General features: G+C 43.9%; 17 protein-coding genes. 12 read left to right on the forward strand and 5 right to left on the reverse strand.

The window, feature by feature from the left end:
- The first annotated feature begins 12 nt into the window (after positions 1-12).
- From FS818_RS06390 to FS818_RS06400, 3 genes are all read left to right on the forward strand, one after another.
- Positions 13-762: a gamma-glutamyl-gamma-aminobutyrate hydrolase family protein gene (locus FS818_RS06390; protein WP_145330639.1), complete on the forward strand. Its 750-nt coding sequence runs from the start codon at positions 13-15 to the stop codon at positions 760-762.
- Between the two features lie 310 nt (positions 763-1,072).
- Positions 1,073-1,423, forward strand: a complete 351-nt coding sequence (locus tag FS818_RS06395) for a DoxX family protein (RefSeq protein WP_260989864.1) — start codon at positions 1,073-1,075, stop codon at positions 1,421-1,423.
- A 110-nt stretch (positions 1,424-1,533) separates the two neighbouring features.
- On the forward strand, positions 1,534-1,959 hold the full coding sequence (locus tag FS818_RS06400) for a MarR family winged helix-turn-helix transcriptional regulator (RefSeq protein ID WP_145330643.1): 426 nt from the start codon (positions 1,534-1,536) through the stop codon (positions 1,957-1,959).
- 185 nt (positions 1,960-2,144) lie between these two features.
- On the opposite strand, the gene FS818_RS06405 is transcribed toward FS818_RS06400, so the two are convergent.
- Positions 2,145-4,457 (reverse strand): MMPL family transporter, encoded by a 2,313-nt coding sequence (locus FS818_RS06405; protein ID WP_145330645.1) that lies wholly within the window; start codon positions 4,455-4,457, stop codon positions 2,145-2,147.
- Positions 4,458-4,538: 81 nt separating this feature from the next.
- A complete protein-coding gene (locus FS818_RS06410; protein WP_260984542.1) occupies positions 4,539-5,156 on the reverse strand; it encodes a TetR/AcrR family transcriptional regulator in 618 nt (205 codons plus the stop codon).
- 1,116 nt (positions 5,157-6,272) lie between these two features.
- Here FS818_RS06410 and FS818_RS06415 point away from each other — a divergent pair.
- Positions 6,273-7,517: a saccharopine dehydrogenase family protein gene (locus FS818_RS06415; RefSeq protein WP_090915856.1), complete on the forward strand. Its 1,245-nt coding sequence runs from the start codon at positions 6,273-6,275 to the stop codon at positions 7,515-7,517.
- 1 nt (position 7,518) lies between these two features.
- Entirely contained in the window at positions 7,519-8,646 is a 1,128-nt protein-coding gene (nspC, locus tag FS818_RS06420; RefSeq protein ID WP_145330649.1) for a carboxynorspermidine decarboxylase, read from the forward strand.
- A gap of 131 nt (positions 8,647-8,777) precedes the next feature.
- Here the strand turns inward: nspC and FS818_RS06425 are convergent, their stop codons facing one another.
- Entirely contained in the window at positions 8,778-9,560 is a 783-nt protein-coding gene (locus FS818_RS06425) for an SDR family NAD(P)-dependent oxidoreductase (protein WP_145330651.1), read from the reverse strand.
- A gap of 275 nt (positions 9,561-9,835) precedes the next feature.
- Between FS818_RS06425 and FS818_RS06430 the strand changes: the two genes are divergently transcribed.
- The 4 genes from FS818_RS06430 to FS818_RS06445 all read left to right on the forward strand — a co-directional run bounded on the left by FS818_RS06430 (position 9,836) and on the right by FS818_RS06445 (position 12,847).
- Positions 9,836-10,192 carry a MerR family transcriptional regulator gene (locus FS818_RS06430; RefSeq protein WP_090915862.1) on the forward strand — a complete coding sequence of 119 codons (357 nt, stop codon included), beginning with the start codon at positions 9,836-9,838 and terminating at the stop codon, positions 10,190-10,192.
- A gap of 149 nt (positions 10,193-10,341) precedes the next feature.
- Positions 10,342-11,214: a YitT family protein gene (locus tag FS818_RS06435; RefSeq protein ID WP_145330652.1), complete on the forward strand. Its 873-nt coding sequence runs from the start codon at positions 10,342-10,344 to the stop codon at positions 11,212-11,214.
- Between the two features lie 181 nt (positions 11,215-11,395).
- Positions 11,396-12,028, forward strand: coding sequence for a TetR/AcrR family transcriptional regulator (locus FS818_RS06440; protein WP_145330654.1), 633 nt, complete (start codon positions 11,396-11,398; stop codon positions 12,026-12,028).
- A 30-nt stretch (positions 12,029-12,058) separates the two neighbouring features.
- The gene (locus tag FS818_RS06445) at positions 12,059-12,847 is read left to right on the forward strand and encodes a VOC family protein (RefSeq protein WP_145330656.1); all 789 of its coding nucleotides are present in this window, start codon (positions 12,059-12,061) and stop codon (positions 12,845-12,847) included.
- A gap of 272 nt (positions 12,848-13,119) precedes the next feature.
- Here FS818_RS06445 and FS818_RS06450 read toward each other — a convergent pair whose 3' ends face one another.
- Positions 13,120-13,677, reverse strand: coding sequence for a cyclase family protein (locus FS818_RS06450; RefSeq protein WP_222128807.1), 558 nt, complete (start codon positions 13,675-13,677; stop codon positions 13,120-13,122).
- A 120-nt stretch (positions 13,678-13,797) separates the two neighbouring features.
- Between FS818_RS06450 and FS818_RS06455 the strand changes: the two genes are divergently transcribed.
- From FS818_RS06455 to FS818_RS06465, 3 genes are all read left to right on the forward strand, one after another.
- The gene (locus FS818_RS06455) at positions 13,798-13,995 is read left to right on the forward strand and encodes a hypothetical protein (RefSeq protein WP_145330658.1); all 198 of its coding nucleotides are present in this window, start codon (positions 13,798-13,800) and stop codon (positions 13,993-13,995) included.
- Between the two features lie 222 nt (positions 13,996-14,217).
- Complete coding sequence (locus tag FS818_RS06460; protein ID WP_145330660.1) at positions 14,218-15,351, forward strand: serine hydrolase domain-containing protein; 1,134 nt, start codon at positions 14,218-14,220, stop codon at positions 15,349-15,351.
- A 335-nt stretch (positions 15,352-15,686) separates the two neighbouring features.
- On the forward strand, positions 15,687-16,829 hold the full coding sequence (locus tag FS818_RS06465; protein ID WP_145330662.1) for a DUF4309 domain-containing protein: 1,143 nt from the start codon (positions 15,687-15,689) through the stop codon (positions 16,827-16,829).
- Positions 16,830-16,864: 35 nt separating this feature from the next.
- Here FS818_RS06465 and FS818_RS06470 read toward each other — a convergent pair whose 3' ends face one another.
- Positions 16,865-17,899, reverse strand: coding sequence for a DMT family transporter (locus FS818_RS06470; protein ID WP_260989797.1), 1,035 nt, complete (start codon positions 17,897-17,899; stop codon positions 16,865-16,867).
- Positions 17,900-18,108: the final 209 nt, after the last annotated feature.

Below are 18,108 nucleotides of genomic sequence, written 5' to 3' on the forward strand. Positions count from 1 at the left end.
AGGTGGCTTGAGATGAACAAACCGATGATAGGGGTACTGCCCTTATACGACACGGACAAAAAAAGTTACTGGATGCTTCCTGATTATATGAAGGCCATTGAAGATTCAGGAGGTATACCGGTCATGCTGCCGTTAACGACAGACGAGGACATGATCATAACGCTGGCGAACGCCTTTGACGGTTTCCTGTTTACCGGCGGCCATGATGTTAATCCGGAGCTTTATGATGAGCGGATGCAGAGCGTCTGTGGTGAGTTGTGTATGGAGCGGGATCGGATGGAGGTTTTTCTGTTTAAAAAAGTGATTGCAATCGGTAAACCAGCCTTTGGCATCTGCCGCGGATTACAGCTGTTTAACGTGATTTTAGGCGGAACGTTATATCAGGATATCCCGACAGATATGGATGTAGAACGTAAGATTATTCACCAGCAAAAACCTCCATACACCAATCTCGTACATTCCGTACATATTGAAAAAGATAATCTGCTTCATGATATCTTGCAGACGGATCAGATTCAGGTTAACAGCTATCACCATCAGGGCATCAAAACGTTATCCGATCAATTAGTGGCTGTTGCCATTGCGGAGGATGGATTAGTTGAATCTGTCATCATGCCGGGCAATTCGTTTGTACTCGCAGTTCAGTGGCATCCGGAGTATAGTTATGCCGTTGACGGGTACAGTCAGCAGTTATTTGCTGCTTTCGTCAGAGCATGCACTTCAGCACGATTTAACAGTCCTGTGCAGGACATTACGGCTTGATTCTAGTTCGATTGATATGAAGGTTGAACACAAAAATCACTTTCGAGTATAGCTTAGAGCATACGCTTGAAAGTGATTTTTTTATTCGAGTTAGCGTATGAATGGTTACATTTTAATAAAGTTATACTCCAGGGTTGACATGAGATTAATCAAAATATATGCTATAGCATATAGATGAATGGGAGTGAGGGTTGATGTTAAACGTGAAAGCTGGTAGTGGATTAAATCAGCTATTTCATATGCAGAGTCACAGACCCAATACATGTTATAGCATGTATTCGATCTATATGTATAACTCAAAGAAAGAAGGATAGCTATGTTCATTTTTATTACGGTTTTACAGGTTCTGTTAGGTGTCTTTTTTCTGTTCACAGGAAGCAAAATTATTTCGGGTAAGATGGCCGATGAATTCAAACGTTTTGGATTGCCCTCATTTTTCAATGTTTTGACCGGATCTTTTGAGATTGTTGGAGCTATGGGTATGCTTGCTGGCATATGGGTATCTGGTGTTGCATTTTGGGCAGGTTTGCTACTGGGGGGGACAATGCTTGCTGGAGCCTTTACTTTGATTGTTTTAGCTAAAGATCCCATACAAAAAGCCATTCCTGCCATTGTTCTGTTTGTTCTCAGCTTGATTGTATCACTGTATTATTTCTTCTAAGTGCCGAATAAGGAGAAGGCGTAAACGAGTTACTTTGGCGAGAGTCATTTGTAAGAACCATTCAGATCACCTATAATTGGTGTAACAAAATGATGAATGAGGGTACAACAATGGACTTATACAATGTAACTGGTTTTTTAATCCACCGGACGGATCTCAAGCTTACGAATTATTTTATCAAACAATTGAAACCTTACGAGGTCACACCTGAACAATGGAGTATTATTTCTTATATGGATTTCGACAAAGCTACGACTCAAAAAGAGTTGGCAGAGGCTATCGATCGGGATCAAACGACTGTCGTTCGAATGATCCATTCACTAGAGCGTAAAGGAATGGTTCGACGTATCGTTAATGATCAAGATAAACGTTCACACCACTTATATTTGTCTCCCAAAGGTGAAGAAATAAAACAGCGATTGTTGTTAACCGTCAAGGACGCTCATAATTATGTTACGCGAGGGATAGAGCCTGAGGAACTGGAGCAATTAAAGGCAATATTAGAGAAGCTGTACTTGAATGTGCGAGAGAATTAAGTCAATTCAAGACAGGACGTTAGAGGTATTTAGGATACATGCTATAGCATGTGTTTGGCGGATGGTGTATATAGAACATAAGGTTAATATAAATACAATGTAAATGTAAATGAAAAGACCTCCTCATGAACCGAGGGGGTCTTTTGTTGAAGAACGTTATTCAAGAGTCTTTATGACTTGGAATCCTACATGGGTTTCACTTCGTCATTTTGGGTACTTAGGGAGGCAATCAGCTTTTCACCTTCCACATCGAGATTAGGTAGGATGCGATCCAGCCATTTCGGAAGGGACCAGGCTTTGTCACCGAACATGGCCATGACGGCAGGAACCAGAGCCATGCGAATGATAAAAGCATCTACCAAAATGCCTACCGCGAGTGTGAATCCAATCTGTTTAATCATCACATCATCGGTGAAGATAAAACCAGCAAATACGGAAACCATAATAACTGCTGCGGCTACAACGACACGGCTAACCTGATTATAACCATGGACAACGGATTCCGTTCCACGGTGACCGTGAACATAGGACTCGCGCATGGAACTAACCAAGAATACCTGATAATCCATGGCAAGACCGTAGAGAATCCCGGTTACGATTATAGGCATGAAGCTGAGTAGCGGGCCGCCTGTATCGAAACCAAAGAGGGAATGCAACCAGCCCCATTGGAACACAGCGGTTGTCATACCGAACGTGGCTAGAATACTAAGCAGAAAACCGATCGTTGCTTTGATCGGCACGATGATCGAACGGAACACAAGCAGCAGGATAATCAATGAAAGCAGGATGATGATGCCTACATAGATCGGGAAAACTTGAGCCAGCTTGGCGGACATGTCAATATTTACGGCGGTAAGTCCGGTTACTCCAAGTTTGACGTCATAGGTCTTAGCCATGCTGGAGTCTGCGGACCGCAAATCGTTGACGAGTGTTTTTGTCGCATTATCGTTAGGACCTGTCTTGGGAATCAGACTGAAAATAGCCAAATCCTCCGTCATCCCTAAAGGTGAGACTTGAGCCACGTTATTCTGACCCTGCAACTCCATTGCGATTCCACCCAGAAGCTCTGGTGTCATTTTGGCAGAGGCATTACGTGGTTCAGCTACCAGGATTAGCGGCCCGTTAAAGCCTTCTCCGAAACCTTTCGAGATGGCATCATAGCTCTGTCTTGCATCCGTATCCAGATTTGCTGAGGAAGCTCCCGGAATGCTCATTTCCATTTTTGTAATCGGAGTAGCAGCAAAACCAAGAACCAGAATAATCGCAATAACGGTCGCCCAGCGATGTTTAATGACGAATTTGACCCATCTGTTGGCTACGCCATGACTTGACGGCTCTGATGTGCTGGAAGCCTTCGTACGGGCTTTCTTCGAGCAGATTCGTTCCCCAACCAGACCAAGCAAGGCTGGCAGCAGGGTTAATGCAACGAATACGTTGATCAGGACCGTGGCCGCTGCGACGAGTGCCATCGTGGACAAGAAGGTCAGTCCAATAACAAGCATACCGCAAAGGGCGATAATGACGGTTAAGCCGGCAAAAAAAACAGCACTGCCTGATGTGCCAATCGCTCTTGCAGTAGCTTCTTGTGCGCTTAGGCGCTGGTCAATAATCATCCGGCGTTGACGGTTGACGATGAAAAGTGCATAGTCGATGCCGACAGCCAAACCTACCATCAGAGCCAGAACGGATGTCACACTTGGCATATCAACAAATTTGGAGATCGAGAATGCTCCCCCAACCCCAATAGCGACACCAAGAAGAGCTGTGATCAGTGGCAGGCCTGCTGCAACAACAGAACCAAGGGTAATGAGTAGTACGATTACGGCGATAACCAGCCCCACAATCTCAGCGGAACCAACCCCGATGGATACGGATTTAAGCGTTTCACCAGGTAATACCTTAATCTGTGTACCTTCTTCAACTTTCATGACCGATTGAATGACAGAATCGAACACATCTTGCGTAATGGCGGACTGTTCAATCGTGAATTGGAATTGAAATAGCGCCGTGCTTCCATCCGAAGAGATCAATACTCCTGGTACAGGAACATTGTTCACCATGAATGGTCCATATGGAGGCGGAGAGGCCGTCGCCGACGGAGCCATATTCATCGCTTGAGCCGCGTCCGCAGATGTCCCTGAGCTATTCCCTTGCGAAGCTGCTGCATAGTCGGCTGGATTAATCACTTTGTCCAGCCCGTATACTTCGCTGACACCTTTCATAATGGCAGCTGTACGTTCAGGTGTATCCAGCCGCTCGTTGTCCGGCGCTTTGAACACAACGCTTCCTTGACCGCCGGAGGCGGCAGGCAGTTCTTTTGCAAGCTGATCCAAAACTTTCTGTGATTCTGTTCCTTCAATTTTCATTTCTGAACTGATGTGCACGCCATTGATGCTGATCATGGAGATGACGATCCCCAGAATGATCACCCAGCCAATGATGAAATATCCGGGCTTGCGAAAAGCGGTTTTTCCTATTTTGTATAATAAGGTAGACATTTCTCTCTTTTACACTCCTTCTATTATAAGTATGACGATTCTGATGGTGGATTATGGTTAAAAGACGATAAAAGAAGGAGCTTAAAATCCTTTTCGCAAATGATCAAACACTGTTTCCATAAACTGTTCAAACGGGATTGCATCTGAAGTAGAGTCAGTAGCGATTTGCTTACCAGGCAACAGTACATTAAGTCTTCCTTCAATCAAGGGCAACACGGTGCCATAAATGGCGCTGATCAGCAAGTACGTGTAGATCTCGTCGTTTTGGCCGTTCGATAGGTCAAGCAGGGTTTCCTGAGCCTGAGTCTGCAGTTTGTGCATCGCAGCCAAATAGTGTGGTTCAAGCACAGGATAGGTTCGGGACAAGATGACAAGTTGATGCAGTCTGCCAATTAATTCAGACGTGAGCTGCATTTTAACCAGTTCGTACATAATCTCGAGCAATGTGGCATGGTCCGGAAGCTGGATAATCAGATGCTCTAACTCAGCTGTATTCGGCACGGATAGGGCTCCAAGCGCAACAGCTTCTTCCTTGCATGTAAAGTAGTTGGCAAATGTTCTACGCGAGCATCCGACCTGCTGCACAATATCTTCTACCGTGAATCCGTCGAGTCCATGCTCGAGCGTAAGGTTAAAAGCAACTCCAGCGAGTGCTTTCTCCGTGGCTTCTTTTTTTAAGTGTCGCAACGTTCGTTTCATAATGTTATACCGCCTATGCGTTCACCTCCTTAAGATGGATTAAAGGGAATATCCAAGTATCTCATTTGTGAAAATAATCATAACAACAATTTGCCCAATGTGCAAATTTACTCATTGTGCAAAGTTTTGGTGTGAATGAATATCCATTATTGACTTATTAATATACACATTATTTCAATATAACATTTGTACTTTATGGACACAGTTCAAGCTTGCTACTCTTTGGATTCCATCCCTGTAAATGGTTTGAATTAATCGTAAATTGCCGTCAGAGAACTATATAGACAAATGGAGAAACGTATTTTCGAAAAAATATGGCTTCATTAGGAAAATGTATCGATTAATTCAATACAGAGGGATAGAGATTGAAGTTAAAATATAACAGTCATTACTTTATCTATAATTACGCGAGAAGTAGACTTGAATAAATGAAGGGGCATATTTATGCAGAACCGTTTCATTTCAAGTGGAGAACACTGAAGATGATTTTAGAGGTTATGATGAATGGTTCAAACCTGATCGACTAAAACAGAAAAATAAATTTTGAAATATCCCTTGATTTTTCGAGAAACGTCTGATAGTGTAATACCTGTGATTTTGGAAAGTTGATTTATCAATATGAATTAGAGCTTTCCAGCAGATAATTTTTGACCACTTCTACCAAGGAGTTAAGGCCATACGGACAGCCGGGTCAAATGCCGATTGGCAACTTCTGTTGCCTTATTGATTGAGTTCAAAGCTCAAATTTTATAAGTTGGTTACTTTACAACCAGTGCATCTGCACATCAACTTGTGAAACGGTCAATAAGAGTGGTAAAGGCGAATTATTTGCTATATAGACTCTGATCCAATATTGATATACATGAAGAAGCTTTCCGCTGAAGGGGTTCTTACGGACTTTTTTGGTCAAGGAGTCTTCACGTCTTTTTTATGATGTATATCGACAAGCAAGTGTGATGGTGTGCGCAAATGCGACATTTTTCACCTTGCTTTTTTTATTGTATCAGGAGCGGGTGGACGTTGCATAATGAAACAATACAACTGCGAACGTCTTAGAATTTTACGAAAAAAACAAAAACTAAAAAATCCTAATTATGGGGATAGGAGAATGAGAAAATGGGAAAAGCACTAATCATCGGCGCCGGCGGCGTGGCTTCTGTAGCAGTACACAAATGCGTTCAAAACAGCGAGGTTTTTGAAGAAATCTGTATCGCAAGCCGTACCAAATCCAAATGTGATGATCTGAAAGCAAAATTGGATGGCGGCAAAACAAAAATTACAACAGCTCAAGTGGACGCGGACAATGTAGAAGAGCTGATTGCATTGATCAACGAGTTCCAACCGGATATCGTTATGAACTTGGCGTTGCCATACCAGGATCTGACGATCATGGATGCTTGCCTGGCAACGAAAACAAACTACATGGATACAGCAAACTATGAGCCGGAAGATACGGCGAAATTTGAATATAGCTGGCAATGGGACTACAAAGAGCGTTTCGAAAAAGCAGGTATCACTGCACTGCTGGGTAGCGGTTTTGACCCGGGCGTAACGGGCGTATTCTCCGCATACGCATTGAAGCACTATTTTGACGAAATCGAATATATCGATATCCTCGACTGCAATGGCGGCGACCATGGTTACCCATTTGCTACCAACTTCAACCCTGAGATCAACATCCGTGAAGTTTCTGCAAACGGCAGATACTGGGAAAATGGTGAATGGATCGAAACCAAACCGATGGAAATCAAACGTGTGTACGACTTCAAAGAAGTTGGCGAAAAGGATATGTACCTGTTGTACCATGAAGAGCTGGAGTCCCTGGCGAAAAACATTCCTGGCTTGAAACGTATCCGTTTCTTCATGACATTTGGTCAAAGCTATCTGACTCACCTGAAAGCTCTGGAAAACGTAGGCATGACTTCCATCGAGCCGATCGAGTTCGAAGGAAAACAAATCATTCCTTTGCAGTTCCTGAAAGCTGTACTGCCTGACCCTGCATCACTCGGACCTCGTACAGTAGGTAAAACAAACATCGGTTGTATCTTCAAAGGTAAAAAAGACGGTCAAGACAAAACATATTATGTATACAACATCTGTGACCACCAAGAGTGCTATAAAGAGGTAGGTTCCCAAGCGATTTCTTACACAACTGGTGTTCCGGCAATGATCGGTGCAGCTATGGTGATGACAGGCAAATGGAACAAACCAGGCGTATACAATGTAGAAGAGTTCAACCCGGATCCGTTCATGGAAGAACTGAACAAATGGGGACTTCCTTGGGTAGAAGACTTCAATCCGGTTCTCGTGGATGAGCTGCCAGAAGAGTCCAAAGCTAAAGAATCGGAGCTTGTTCGCTAACATGCGGTTCGAGCAATTACCGACACCCTGTTTTGTTGTTGACGAAGCCCTTATTGAGAAAAACTTGAAAATCTTGAACGGTGTAATGCAACGTACAGGAGCGAAGATCGTACTCGCGCAGAAGGCGTTCTCTATGACGGCGATGTATCCGCTTATTGGAGAATACCTGAGCGGTGCGACTGCGAGCGGTTTGTATGAAGCGCGTCTTGGTCACGAAGAGATGGGCAAAGAGAACCATGTCTTTGCTCCAGCTTTTCGTGAGGAAGAGATGGACGAGATTGTTTCGATCTGTGATCACATCATTTTTAATTCCTTTTCACAACTGGCAAAATTCAAGGATAAAGCACTGCAAGCGGGCTGTAAGGTTGGTTTGCGTGTAAACCCGGAATGCTCCACTCAGGAAGGACACGAGATCTATGATCCGTGTGCTCCAGGTTCACGCTTCGGCGCGAAGCAGGAAGATTTCCGTGCTGAATTGCTTGAAGGGGTATCTGGACTGCACTTCCACACACTGTGCCAGCAAAACTCGGACGACTTGGAAACAACGCTGAATGCATTTGTTGAGAAGTTCGGACAATGGTTGCCGCAGATGGAATGGATTAACTTCGGCGGAGGACACCATATTACCCGTGAAGATTACGACATTCCAAGACTCGAAGCTTGCATTAAACGGATGCAAAATGATTATGGTTTGGAAGTGTATCTAGAGCCGGGAGAAGCGGTTGCCCTTAATGCAGGTTATCTGGTGACTTCCGTACTGGACTTCCACAAAAACGGCATGGATATTGCCATTTTGGACACTTCCGCAACTTGTCATATGCCAGATGTGCTAGAGATGCCGTATCGTCCGCCATTGATCGGATCAGGAGAAGCGGGCGAGAAAGCGCACCTGTATCGTCTAGGTGGGCAAACATGTCTGTCTGGTGACGTGATTGGCGACTATTCATTCGATGAGCCTTTGAAAGAAGGCGACCGTCTTGTATTTGAAGACATGGCGATTTACTCCATGGTCAAAACGAATACGTTCAACGGCATGCCTTTGCCAGCAATAGCTGTGAAACGCAAAGATGGCGATTGCGAAGTTGTACGTGAATTTGGATATCAGGATTTCAAAATGCGCTTGGCTTAATACTTTATTATATATCCGAGCAATAGAGAGATATTACAATAGAGAGCAATAATAGTGCAGTACAAGTCAAAAGGCTGTCCAAGGTCACAGAGTTCGTGTGACCAGGGGACAGCCTTTTTTGGCTACTCCTTTTATTTGTTTGAATCGACAGGTTTGCTCGCAGCTCTTGTAGCGTAGGGGAAGATCGGGTCTTTCAGTTCGAATTCATACGTGAGCCCATTCACAATACCTACCACATGTTTGCTGTCATACAGATCGAGTAAAAATCCTGCCATTTGCTCGGCTGTATGGAACTTGGGCACACGGCCTTCATACTGGAAGTGATCCAGGTCAAAGGCACGCTCGGCGAACTCGGTTTCTGTGGCCGCAGGTGCCAGCACTTTGGCTTGCATTGGAGCGCCTTTGCTCTGAAGTTCTTGTGCTAAGCCTTCGGTGAAGGCACTGACATAGAACTTGGTAGCGCAATAGGTTACCGCATCCGGAACGATGGTGTAGCCGCCTCCTGAAGAGATGTTGATGATCTGCGTGCCCGGAGTATTGGCATAATCCCGAACATACAGAGTCGAGAGAATCGTCAGTGCTTCAATATTCAGATGAAGCATTTGCTCAATTTTGGGTAGATGCTGTTCACCGACTGAAGCAAAGTTGCCAAAGCCTGCGTTGTTAATCCATGTTTCAATGGAGTAACCTTTCAAGCTGTCATAGAAAGCATGTACATCTGCAGCAATGGACAAATCCGCTGTACGAACAACAACATCGAGTTCCGGGTTGATTTCGGCAATTTTATTTTTCAACGTATCCAAAGCTTCTGTTCTCCGGGCTGCTAAAATGAGATGTTTGCCTCTGGTTGCAAAAGCTAAAGCGGCTTCATATCCGATACCTGAGCTGGCGCCGGTAATAACGGTATATTTCATGTGAAATCCTCCTGAGATCTAGGGCGTGTCTTGAAACCTACTGAAGTGCATCTTTCACCCCCTTTTGGCCCCATGCTACGTCACTTCCCCTTGACGTGCCCCGGCACGCCTGCGGGAAACTTCCTTGCTTGGAACGAAAATTCGGCAAAATCTGCTTTCTTCAGCGTTTTCAGACACGCCCTATTCAATTTATATTGTGGGATGACTACGAATTGATTATACTGATTAGAGTTTACTCTAAGTCAAGCCATCTGAAGGAGGAGGTGAAAACAAGCATGCATACGATCGGAGAAGTGGCCGAGATGCTGGGCATCAGTGCACATACGTTGCGTTATTATGAGAAGGAACAAATTATAATCCCTTTGCGTGACTCCAGCGGGGACAGGCGTTACAATGAGTCCCATCTTAAATGGTTGCAGTTTGTCATCAAACTAAAAGAAACGCAAATGCCGATTGCGATTATCAAACAGTATGCTTCTTTATTTCAAGAAGGTGAGCATACGGCACCCGAACGCTTGAAGCTGTTAGAGAACCATAAAAAAGCCGTTGAAGATCAGATGAATACCCTTCATGCGGCGAATGAAATGCTTGAACTTAAAATTACGGCATATCGATCCTTCATCGGGAAATAATGTAACAGAGATTGGTTGTGATCGGCAGAAAGAACTGTCGTTGCATTGTCCTTCTATTGCCAAATGTGTGATTTTTGTTATAGACTATTTTTTATGTTTGTTAAAATTTATCGTGTTTATCGTTTATTAAGTATGAAGGGGGAAATGGAATGCATCAACACAAACCACACAAGTCGAACCAGCTCAAAATCCTTTCCAAAGTGCTACTCATCATTATCGGGGGATTCATCACGGCCTATGGTCTGGAGGCCATATTGATTCCAAACCAGGTATCCGATGGTGGCGTAACCGGTCTCAGTATCGTCGGCTCGAATTTGTTCGGCTTGCCACTCGGATTATTAATTGGATTGTTGAACATTCCGTTTGTATGGCTCGGTTACAAGCAGATTGGTAAAAGTTTTGCACTATACTCCGTCATTGGTATTGCATCTCTTGCGATCAGTGCCAGTCTGATGCATCATGTGCCTACGATTATTAAAGGTGATACACTGTTGGTTACGGTTGTGGGTGGTATCATCATCGGTTTTGGTATGGGTCTAGCACTGCGTAACGGCGGAGCGCTGGATGGGATTGATATGCTTGCCGTATTGTTATCTCGTAAGCTTCCGTTCGGAACGAGTGACCTGATTTTGTTCCTGAACATGTTTGTATTTATCGTTGTTTCGACCGTATTTGGTTTGCAAGGCGCTATTTTGTCAGGGCTCGCTTATTTCATTGCCTCTAAAGTCATACATATCGTCGAAGAAGGTTTGAGCGGTTCGAAGACATTCAAAATTATTACGACACAACCGGAAGTCATGGTGGAAACGATTCGTGATCGACTCGGACGTGGAGCAACGTATACCGAGGCGTATGGTGGTTACTCCAATGAGCAGTTCAAGGAAATCACCTGTGTCATCAACCGGATGGAAGAGAGTAAAATCAAAGAAATTATTAACGAGATTGACCCTACAGCCTTTGTTGTTGTCTACGATGTAGCCGAAGTGAAGGGCGGCAATTTCAAGAAGAAAGACATTCACTAAGAACAAGCGTTGATAAGAGAAACCCTCTTGTCAGCGCTTTTTCTTATTTTTTGGTACTACATATAAGTCAATCAAGCTGACGAACAGGTGAAAGGTGGCTAATTACGTTATTTGAATAGCAAGAGCATGTTATTTGTGATAAAATAACGTTGTTATTTTTTTGTGAAAGGAGCTGTTCAGGATGAGCACCAGCAAAGCTGAATTGACAGAACAGAGGTTGCTCGCATGCGCCAAAGCCGAATTTCTGGAGAAGGGCTACGCAGCTGCCAATTTGCGCTTCATTGCGCAGCGGGCAGGAATGACCACGGGGGCAATTTACCGCTATTTTTCAAACAAAGATATCTTATTTGAAGCAGTCGTAGGCCCGGCTGCCAACCATATTCAGAGCAAGCTGGAGGAAATAGCAGGCCGCCAGTTGGAACTGTTGACCACGAAAGAATTTATAACAGATTTAACGACTTCAGAGACAGTAGCACATCAATTCGTAGACTACATTTATGATAATTTTGACGTATTCGATTTACTATTAAATCATTCGGCAGGTTCCTCAATGGAGGGATTTATTGACTCCTTGATTGAGCTGGATATCACTTCCACGCAAGCTTATATCGACAAAATGCTTCAACTCGGCTTGCTGAAGATTAACCCGCCGGTAAGGGTAATCGCCTTACTGGTCAAACAAAATTATAAACAGCTGCTCGAAATCGTTACATCCAAAATGACCCGAGCGGAAGCCAATGAATACATAAGTTTACTTGTCCCATTCTTATGTGCAGGCTGGCGCACTATTTTAGAGAAGACCGACACGCGGTAAAGATTAATAATAGAAAAGAGGCGCGTATGCATGAACAAATTTGCTATCGGACATATCTTGTTAAAAGCCAAGCAACTGAAACATACGGTTAAGAATTACGAGAAATGGGGCTTTACCGTTACGTACCGCACTGACCCCTCGACAGCACATAATGCGCTTATTTATTTCCGCGACGGCTCCTTTCTGGAGTTGTTCAATCCGAAGCCGATTAAAGCCCCGGACAAGCTTATTTTGGCTGTGCTTCAACTGATACGCCCCCTTCATCCGTCTATGATTAGCCGATATATCCATTACATCAGAAGTACAGAGGGAGTAACGGATTATGCGCTGGATTCTGTGCCCCACGAGTTGGTTGAGACAACCTTGGCGGAGATGAAACAAGCCGGGGCAACCATCGGCAAAAAAATAAATATGAGCAAGACATTGCAAGACGGGCGCAAGCAAACATGGTGGATAGCTACACCTGCAGATTTCCGCCTACCATTTTTTATGAGCGCATACACCCCGGCGGTCCCATGTAGCGAACAAGAGCTAACACATCGGAATGGTGCGCTTGGAATACATAAACTGGTTATCGATGTCCCAGATCTTGAAGAATGGGTAAGCAAGTATAAGGCGATCTTCGGTGATGCGGTCTGGTCCGACGATGGGCAGCAATGCGAGTTTGTTTTGGAAAAGCGCCATACGGTACTACTTAGGCTGGCCAAGCAGTACCGTATTTCAGAAGTTCATTTGCTAACCTCACAGCCGATTGCCACAAAGCTTCCGCTGCCGTCAGGGTGGGCCGATGGAACGGCTATCTATATGAAGCAGGCTTGAAAGACAAACGCGGTTTCAAAGCCTTTGACGAAATCAGAAATTTCCCGACTGCGAGGGTACTGCGGTTCTTGAATGCCATTCATAGACTTTACCATCCTCACTCTTGGCTTTCCCTTGGCGCACCTAAGTAGTAACTTTTTTACATAAATACATCCAACCAGCTTTAATCTTCGGTGAAAACAGTGGCAAAACTGCTATCAACACCTTCAATGTACAGTGGTATCGCGTAAACCTTGGCTATGTGTGAGAGATCCTGATTCAGATTCAGATCTTCAATGACGAGAATGTACTTGCCATCGACCCGAACCCAAAATAATCTGGTGAAAAGCAACGGCTTCGTCTGTATTATTCGCTGCACCAGCGGATATCATATCGATACCAATGGCACGCAGAGAGTTGAAAATCATCAGGTACTGTGCTGCCGAGGCGGATAAACCCGGGTTATGGTTAGCATATCTTGCAGGATCAGATGAGCGAATTTTGCCAAAACCAGTGCGAATAAGCAACAGATCTGCACCAGCGATCTGATGTTCAAAAGGCTGTAGATCAGCTTTGGTGATCAACTCATCTTCACTTTTGGGAATATCAATCACCAACGGATGCGTAAAAATAAATTCATCAATCGCAATCTCACTGATCTTTTTTCCTTGAGGGTTAAAGTGCCATGGCGCATCAATATGTGTTCCATTATGATTAAGGCTTGAGACAATAAACTGGTTGTAAGGATCACCTTGAGCGATACTGGATTGTTGCTGTATCACGACTGGAGGATTATCTTTGTATACCGGCGTGTTCACACTCAAAGGATAAGACAAGAGAAGACGTTTCATTTTCGGCGTTAGCTCCTTTCCCGGGCATTGACTTAGATTGCCTGCATAAGCAGGGCTTCTGAATGGAAAACTTGAGTAGTGTGAAGAAATACATGACATTACAAAAAGGAGGTCAGTGTGATGACCAAGCAGGACCCACAGGAACTTTTGAAACAGAAGCACGAACAGGACGAGCACAAAAGACAATTCACCAATTTCTCCCGCAACGTATCCGGTCACGGTGAGATGGAGGCAGGGCAGGAATTTAGTCAGGATCACGTAACGGATGACCAGAATCGGATGAAATCGGTTGAGAATAGACGATCTTATCCAAATTAGCGTGCAAATATGATATGAAGTTTATTAGCCGGTCCAGTTATGGATTGGCTTTTTGCCATTTGAATTGCAAAATCTGGCCTAACGAAATTAACATTTAATCAAACTGGTCAACAGGTTCAAAAGGTCGTATAGTAGTATATGTTAAACGGAAGAGAAGTATATTTCGCTAAGTGCTCTTGAAGGGCACAGACCAAACAATTCTACATATAAGGATGGGGAAATATGGACTTTACACCTGTTGCTTCATTAATTGATCGCTTAACCTCATGGAGAGTGCCATGGGCAGAAGTGCTGATTATGCATCAAAACGAAACCGTTTTCCAGTATCGCAATGGATTTGAAAATCTGGAGGAGAAGACGCCAATTCGCGACAACGCAATCTTTAATCTTTACTCCATGACCAAGATTATGACTTGTGTGGCTGCGTTGCAGTTGGTTGAGAAAGGAGATATCCTTTTACTTGATCCGATTTCTCAGTATTTACCCGAATTTGCAGAAATGCAGGTGAAAAAGGCACTTCCAAATGGCCAGGTCTATTACGAGAAAGCGAAAAGACCAATAACAGTACGTGATCTATTTACGATGACTGCTGGTTTTTCATATGATATCCATTCGCCAAGTATCAAGGAAGCGGTGGAACGTACCCACGGTACACTGCCTACACGGGAGTTTGCGAGAGCTGTGGCGAAGGAACCGCTGATGTTTGAGCCAGGAACACACTGGAATTATAGCATGTGTCATGATGTGCTTGGTGCGCTGGTCGAGGTTGTAAGTGGCAAACGATTTGGCACTTATTTGCAAGATGAGATCATTAAACCGCTCGGCATGCATGATACGACCTTTGATCTGAACGAACAGCAACAGTCTCGTTTGATTCCTCAATACCTTTTTGATGAGGAGCAAGATAAAGCGGTACGAATGGATGGTAACGGTTTCCGTGTAGGTACGGAACTGGATAGTGGCGGTGCCGGATTGTTATCCACCGTGAACGATTACGCCAAGTTCCTGAATGCACTGACCGGATTTGGCACAAGTCCTGAAGGCGTGCGAATTCTGTCCCGGGCTTCCGTCGAACTCATGAGAGCCGATCATCTGAATGACATGACACGACCAGACTTTTCATGGGATCATATGTATGGTTACGGCTATGGTCTCGGCGTTCGTACACATATCTCCAAAGCAGGCAGTGGATCACTGAGTCCGGTTGGCGAATTTGGATGGGCCGGTGCGGCAGGCTGTATGGCCATTATCGATCCGGATTCTGGACTGACGGTGATGTATGCGCAGCACCTATTGAACAGTCAGGAGCATTATGTGCAGCGCCGCTTGCGTAATGTAGTGTACTCTTGCCTATAAACCGGCTGTATATTTGGAAGTTTTAAGTACTATTATTTATTTCAAACCCTGCTGAGGAAGAACAGCAGGGTTTCTTGTTTGTTTTCTAGTGTAAGGAGTGGGCTACGTATTCCGTGTTATTTACATTTTTTCGCGGAAGAAAGTATGTTATTATAGTTTAGGCAATTGGAACTAGAGGGGGATGTTTCCTTCAGATCAAATAACACGGAAAGGAGAGCGCGAGAGAGAGAATAATTAACTCAGATCAAATTAGAAATACCAATATAAGGGATCTAAACGTAAAAGAAATACTCAAGTTTGTAGAAATATATTAAATACATAAAGGAGCTTACATCATGACTTATACGAAACATCATACGAAATGGGCAATTCTGATGATTTTAACTTTGGTTGCCTCTGTACTAAGTTCTTTGTTCTTGAGTTTAAGCACGGCCGCAGCAAGTGGAGAGCAAATTGCTGCCGACCAACTCAAGCAACAAAGTAGACTTTCGTTTACATTAAGAGATGCACAGCAGACTGCATATACGGTTTATCTTTTTGCTGAAGATGAGGAAGCGAGTACTTTAACCGAACTTGATAGCTGGGGAGATAATAATGCAGGAGATGTAACTTACACAGGATCATATCGTGCAGCACTTCTCAAATCGGGAGAAGCATTCGGCACGGTGCAGCATGTTAATTTGGAACTGGATACCATTATTTTACGTCAAAATTGGAATTTTGTTGTGAACAGTAAGGAGTCTGGTATCCCGGATCTGTTAATGATCACGGAGTGGGGCTCATCGAATGTGAATATGATTAAAACGTTTGTCGTTCAATCCGGTGAGTTGAAGCGCATGAGTTATGTGCTTAACGATGGCAAAACCGGTGGGGACTCTACTGTTGCTATGAGGGATCAGGGAATTCGGACTTTGTCAGATGGTCGGATACAATTCAGGTATTATAATAATGTACAGGGTATCTACGAATTCAATACCTATAAAATGAATGCAAGCCAATTACAGATGCGTCTCGATGATACTCGAAATCAAAAGATTGCAGCTTGGCCTAATTCGGGCGTTGGGAATCGGGCTTACTTGAAGAGTCTCAAGGATGCTGCCTCCAAAGGACAGTTACCGGGGCGCACAGATATTAAAACAGGCCTGACGTTGAAAACAGTGCAAAAGAAACTGGGCAAGCCTAAATCCAAATCGAATGGAGAGTGGGGTGCTGTTTACAAATATGCCAACTTTGGTATCGGATTTGATTCCTACCTGCATGAATTAAAGAGCAAATCTCGTGTTTCCGTCATTGAGCTTTACAATGAGAAGCAGTATCTTTCCCCTGATGATATAAAGTTGTGGCTTGGAAAACCGTCTTCGGAATATTACAATGAAGCCGTTGGCGGATACGAGATGATATATAAATGGGGTAAACATGGTATTATGTTCAATTATGAAGAAGAAGAAGACTTGATTGATTACACTGTAATTTACTAATCTAGTATTGTTTACAAGGTGAAAAAAGCCGCTGATTAGCGGCTTTTTGTCATTCGAAGTGAATTTACCCGGTTGACCAGATAAATTCCCACAGATACCAATAGTAACGCAACAAGGTTTTTCAGTTCCCAGATCGTTTCTCCCAGGAATAGTGCGGATAACAAAGCTCCAAAGATAGGAATCAAGAAATTATAAACCGATACTTTGCCTACTTTGTTGTACTTCAGAAGCAGATTCCACAGGCAAAAGGCTACGGATGACAGCAGAGCCAGATACACCAGATTCAGTGTGGATTCCCATGTAAAATGAGTGACTTGACCTCCGAGTGACAGACCGAGCAAAGTCAGCACCAATCCGCCAACTAGAAGACTAGCGCCGGTGATCATCATAACATCAATTGCTGCAGTTAAACGCTTCGCATAAATGGCTGTTATCGAGAAAACGAGAGCTGCCATAATGATAAATCCTTCTCCTGTGAAAGAGAATGAAAAGGTAAGCAAGTCTGCATGAAAGTTGACGATAATGACACCAATAAACCCGATCACACAACCCATGATTTTGTTACGGCTCAGCTTATCGTTTTTATAGATAAAATGGGCCAATACAACACTGAAAAACGTGGTTGTTGCATTCATGATCGAGCCTTTGACACCGGTGGTGTTGGCTACGCCTACATAAAAAAACATATATTGCAGTCCCGTTTGCAATACGCCGAGCATGCTCAAGCTTGCCCATTCACGCCCGCTAAGTTTCAACTTGCGTCTGAAACCAACGCGATAAAGGAGCAGCAGCAATATACCTGCCAAACTGAATCGATACCCGGCAAATACGTATTTTGAAGCGATGTCTTCGGGCAAAATGTGAAAAGCAACATAGCCGAGTTTGATGGAAGGATAGGCACTTCCCCATAATAAGCAGCATAGGCCTGCAACGAGCATGACAATGAATGGATCGCTCCATTTGCTCCGATGTTCCTGTTCGCCTTGATTTTTGTTTTCTCGTGCGTTACTTTCACTTTCCGTATGTTCTGTTGCCTGTGGACTAATGAGTGTTGAATCTCTTTCGATCACGCTTAATCTTCTCCTCGCTTGTTGTGCACATCTGTATGTAAGAATAAACAATCATGCCTTATAGACCATATCATAAAAACCTGGTTTTGTGTTGGAAGAAAAATGGCTTGGAGCAGGGAATCTGGTTATGGGGTGGATGAGAAAAATTACAGAGATGATCGCGAGAAAAGCGGATGTGGATTTTATTTCCAGAAAGCGAACGCTTGCCA

Origin of the sequence: Paenibacillus xylanexedens (genome assembly GCF_007680605.1) — a bacterium.
GTDB lineage: Bacteria > Bacillota > Bacilli > Paenibacillales > Paenibacillaceae > Paenibacillus > Paenibacillus xylanexedens_B.

Excerpts from the sequence above, each read along its gene's own strand:
- FS818_RS06400 (WP_145330643.1), top strand. The coding sequence starts at position 1,534 with ATGGACTTATACAATGTAACTGGTTTTTTAATCCACCGGACGGATCTC.
- nspC (WP_145330649.1), top strand. The coding sequence starts at position 7,519 with ATGCGGTTCGAGCAATTACCGACACCCTGTTTTGTTGTTGACGAAGCC.
- FS818_RS06425 (WP_145330651.1), bottom strand. The coding sequence starts at position 9,560 with ATGAAATATACCGTTATTACCGGCGCCAGCTCAGGTATCGGATATGAA.
- FS818_RS06405 (WP_145330645.1), bottom strand. The coding sequence starts at position 4,457 with ATGTCTACCTTATTATACAAAATAGGAAAAACCGCTTTTCGCAAGCCC.
- FS818_RS06410 (WP_260984542.1), bottom strand. The coding sequence starts at position 5,156 with ATGAAACGAACGTTGCGACACTTAAAAAAAGAAGCCACGGAGAAAGCA.
- FS818_RS06435 (WP_145330652.1), top strand. The coding sequence starts at position 10,342 with ATGCATCAACACAAACCACACAAGTCGAACCAGCTCAAAATCCTTTCC.
- FS818_RS06450 (WP_222128807.1), bottom strand. The coding sequence starts at position 13,677 with ATGAAACGTCTTCTCTTGTCTTATCCTTTGAGTGTGAACACGCCGGTA.
- FS818_RS06445 (WP_145330656.1), top strand. The coding sequence starts at position 12,059 with ATGAACAAATTTGCTATCGGACATATCTTGTTAAAAGCCAAGCAACTG.
- FS818_RS06455 (WP_145330658.1), top strand. The coding sequence starts at position 13,798 with ATGACCAAGCAGGACCCACAGGAACTTTTGAAACAGAAGCACGAACAG.
- FS818_RS06415 (WP_090915856.1), top strand. The coding sequence starts at position 6,273 with ATGGGAAAAGCACTAATCATCGGCGCCGGCGGCGTGGCTTCTGTAGCA.
- FS818_RS06390 (WP_145330639.1), top strand. The coding sequence starts at position 13 with ATGAACAAACCGATGATAGGGGTACTGCCCTTATACGACACGGACAAA.
- FS818_RS06430 (WP_090915862.1), top strand. The coding sequence starts at position 9,836 with ATGCATACGATCGGAGAAGTGGCCGAGATGCTGGGCATCAGTGCACAT.
- FS818_RS06440 (WP_145330654.1), top strand. The coding sequence starts at position 11,396 with ATGAGCACCAGCAAAGCTGAATTGACAGAACAGAGGTTGCTCGCATGC.
- FS818_RS06460 (WP_145330660.1), top strand. The coding sequence starts at position 14,218 with ATGGACTTTACACCTGTTGCTTCATTAATTGATCGCTTAACCTCATGG.
- FS818_RS06465 (WP_145330662.1), top strand. The coding sequence starts at position 15,687 with ATGACTTATACGAAACATCATACGAAATGGGCAATTCTGATGATTTTA.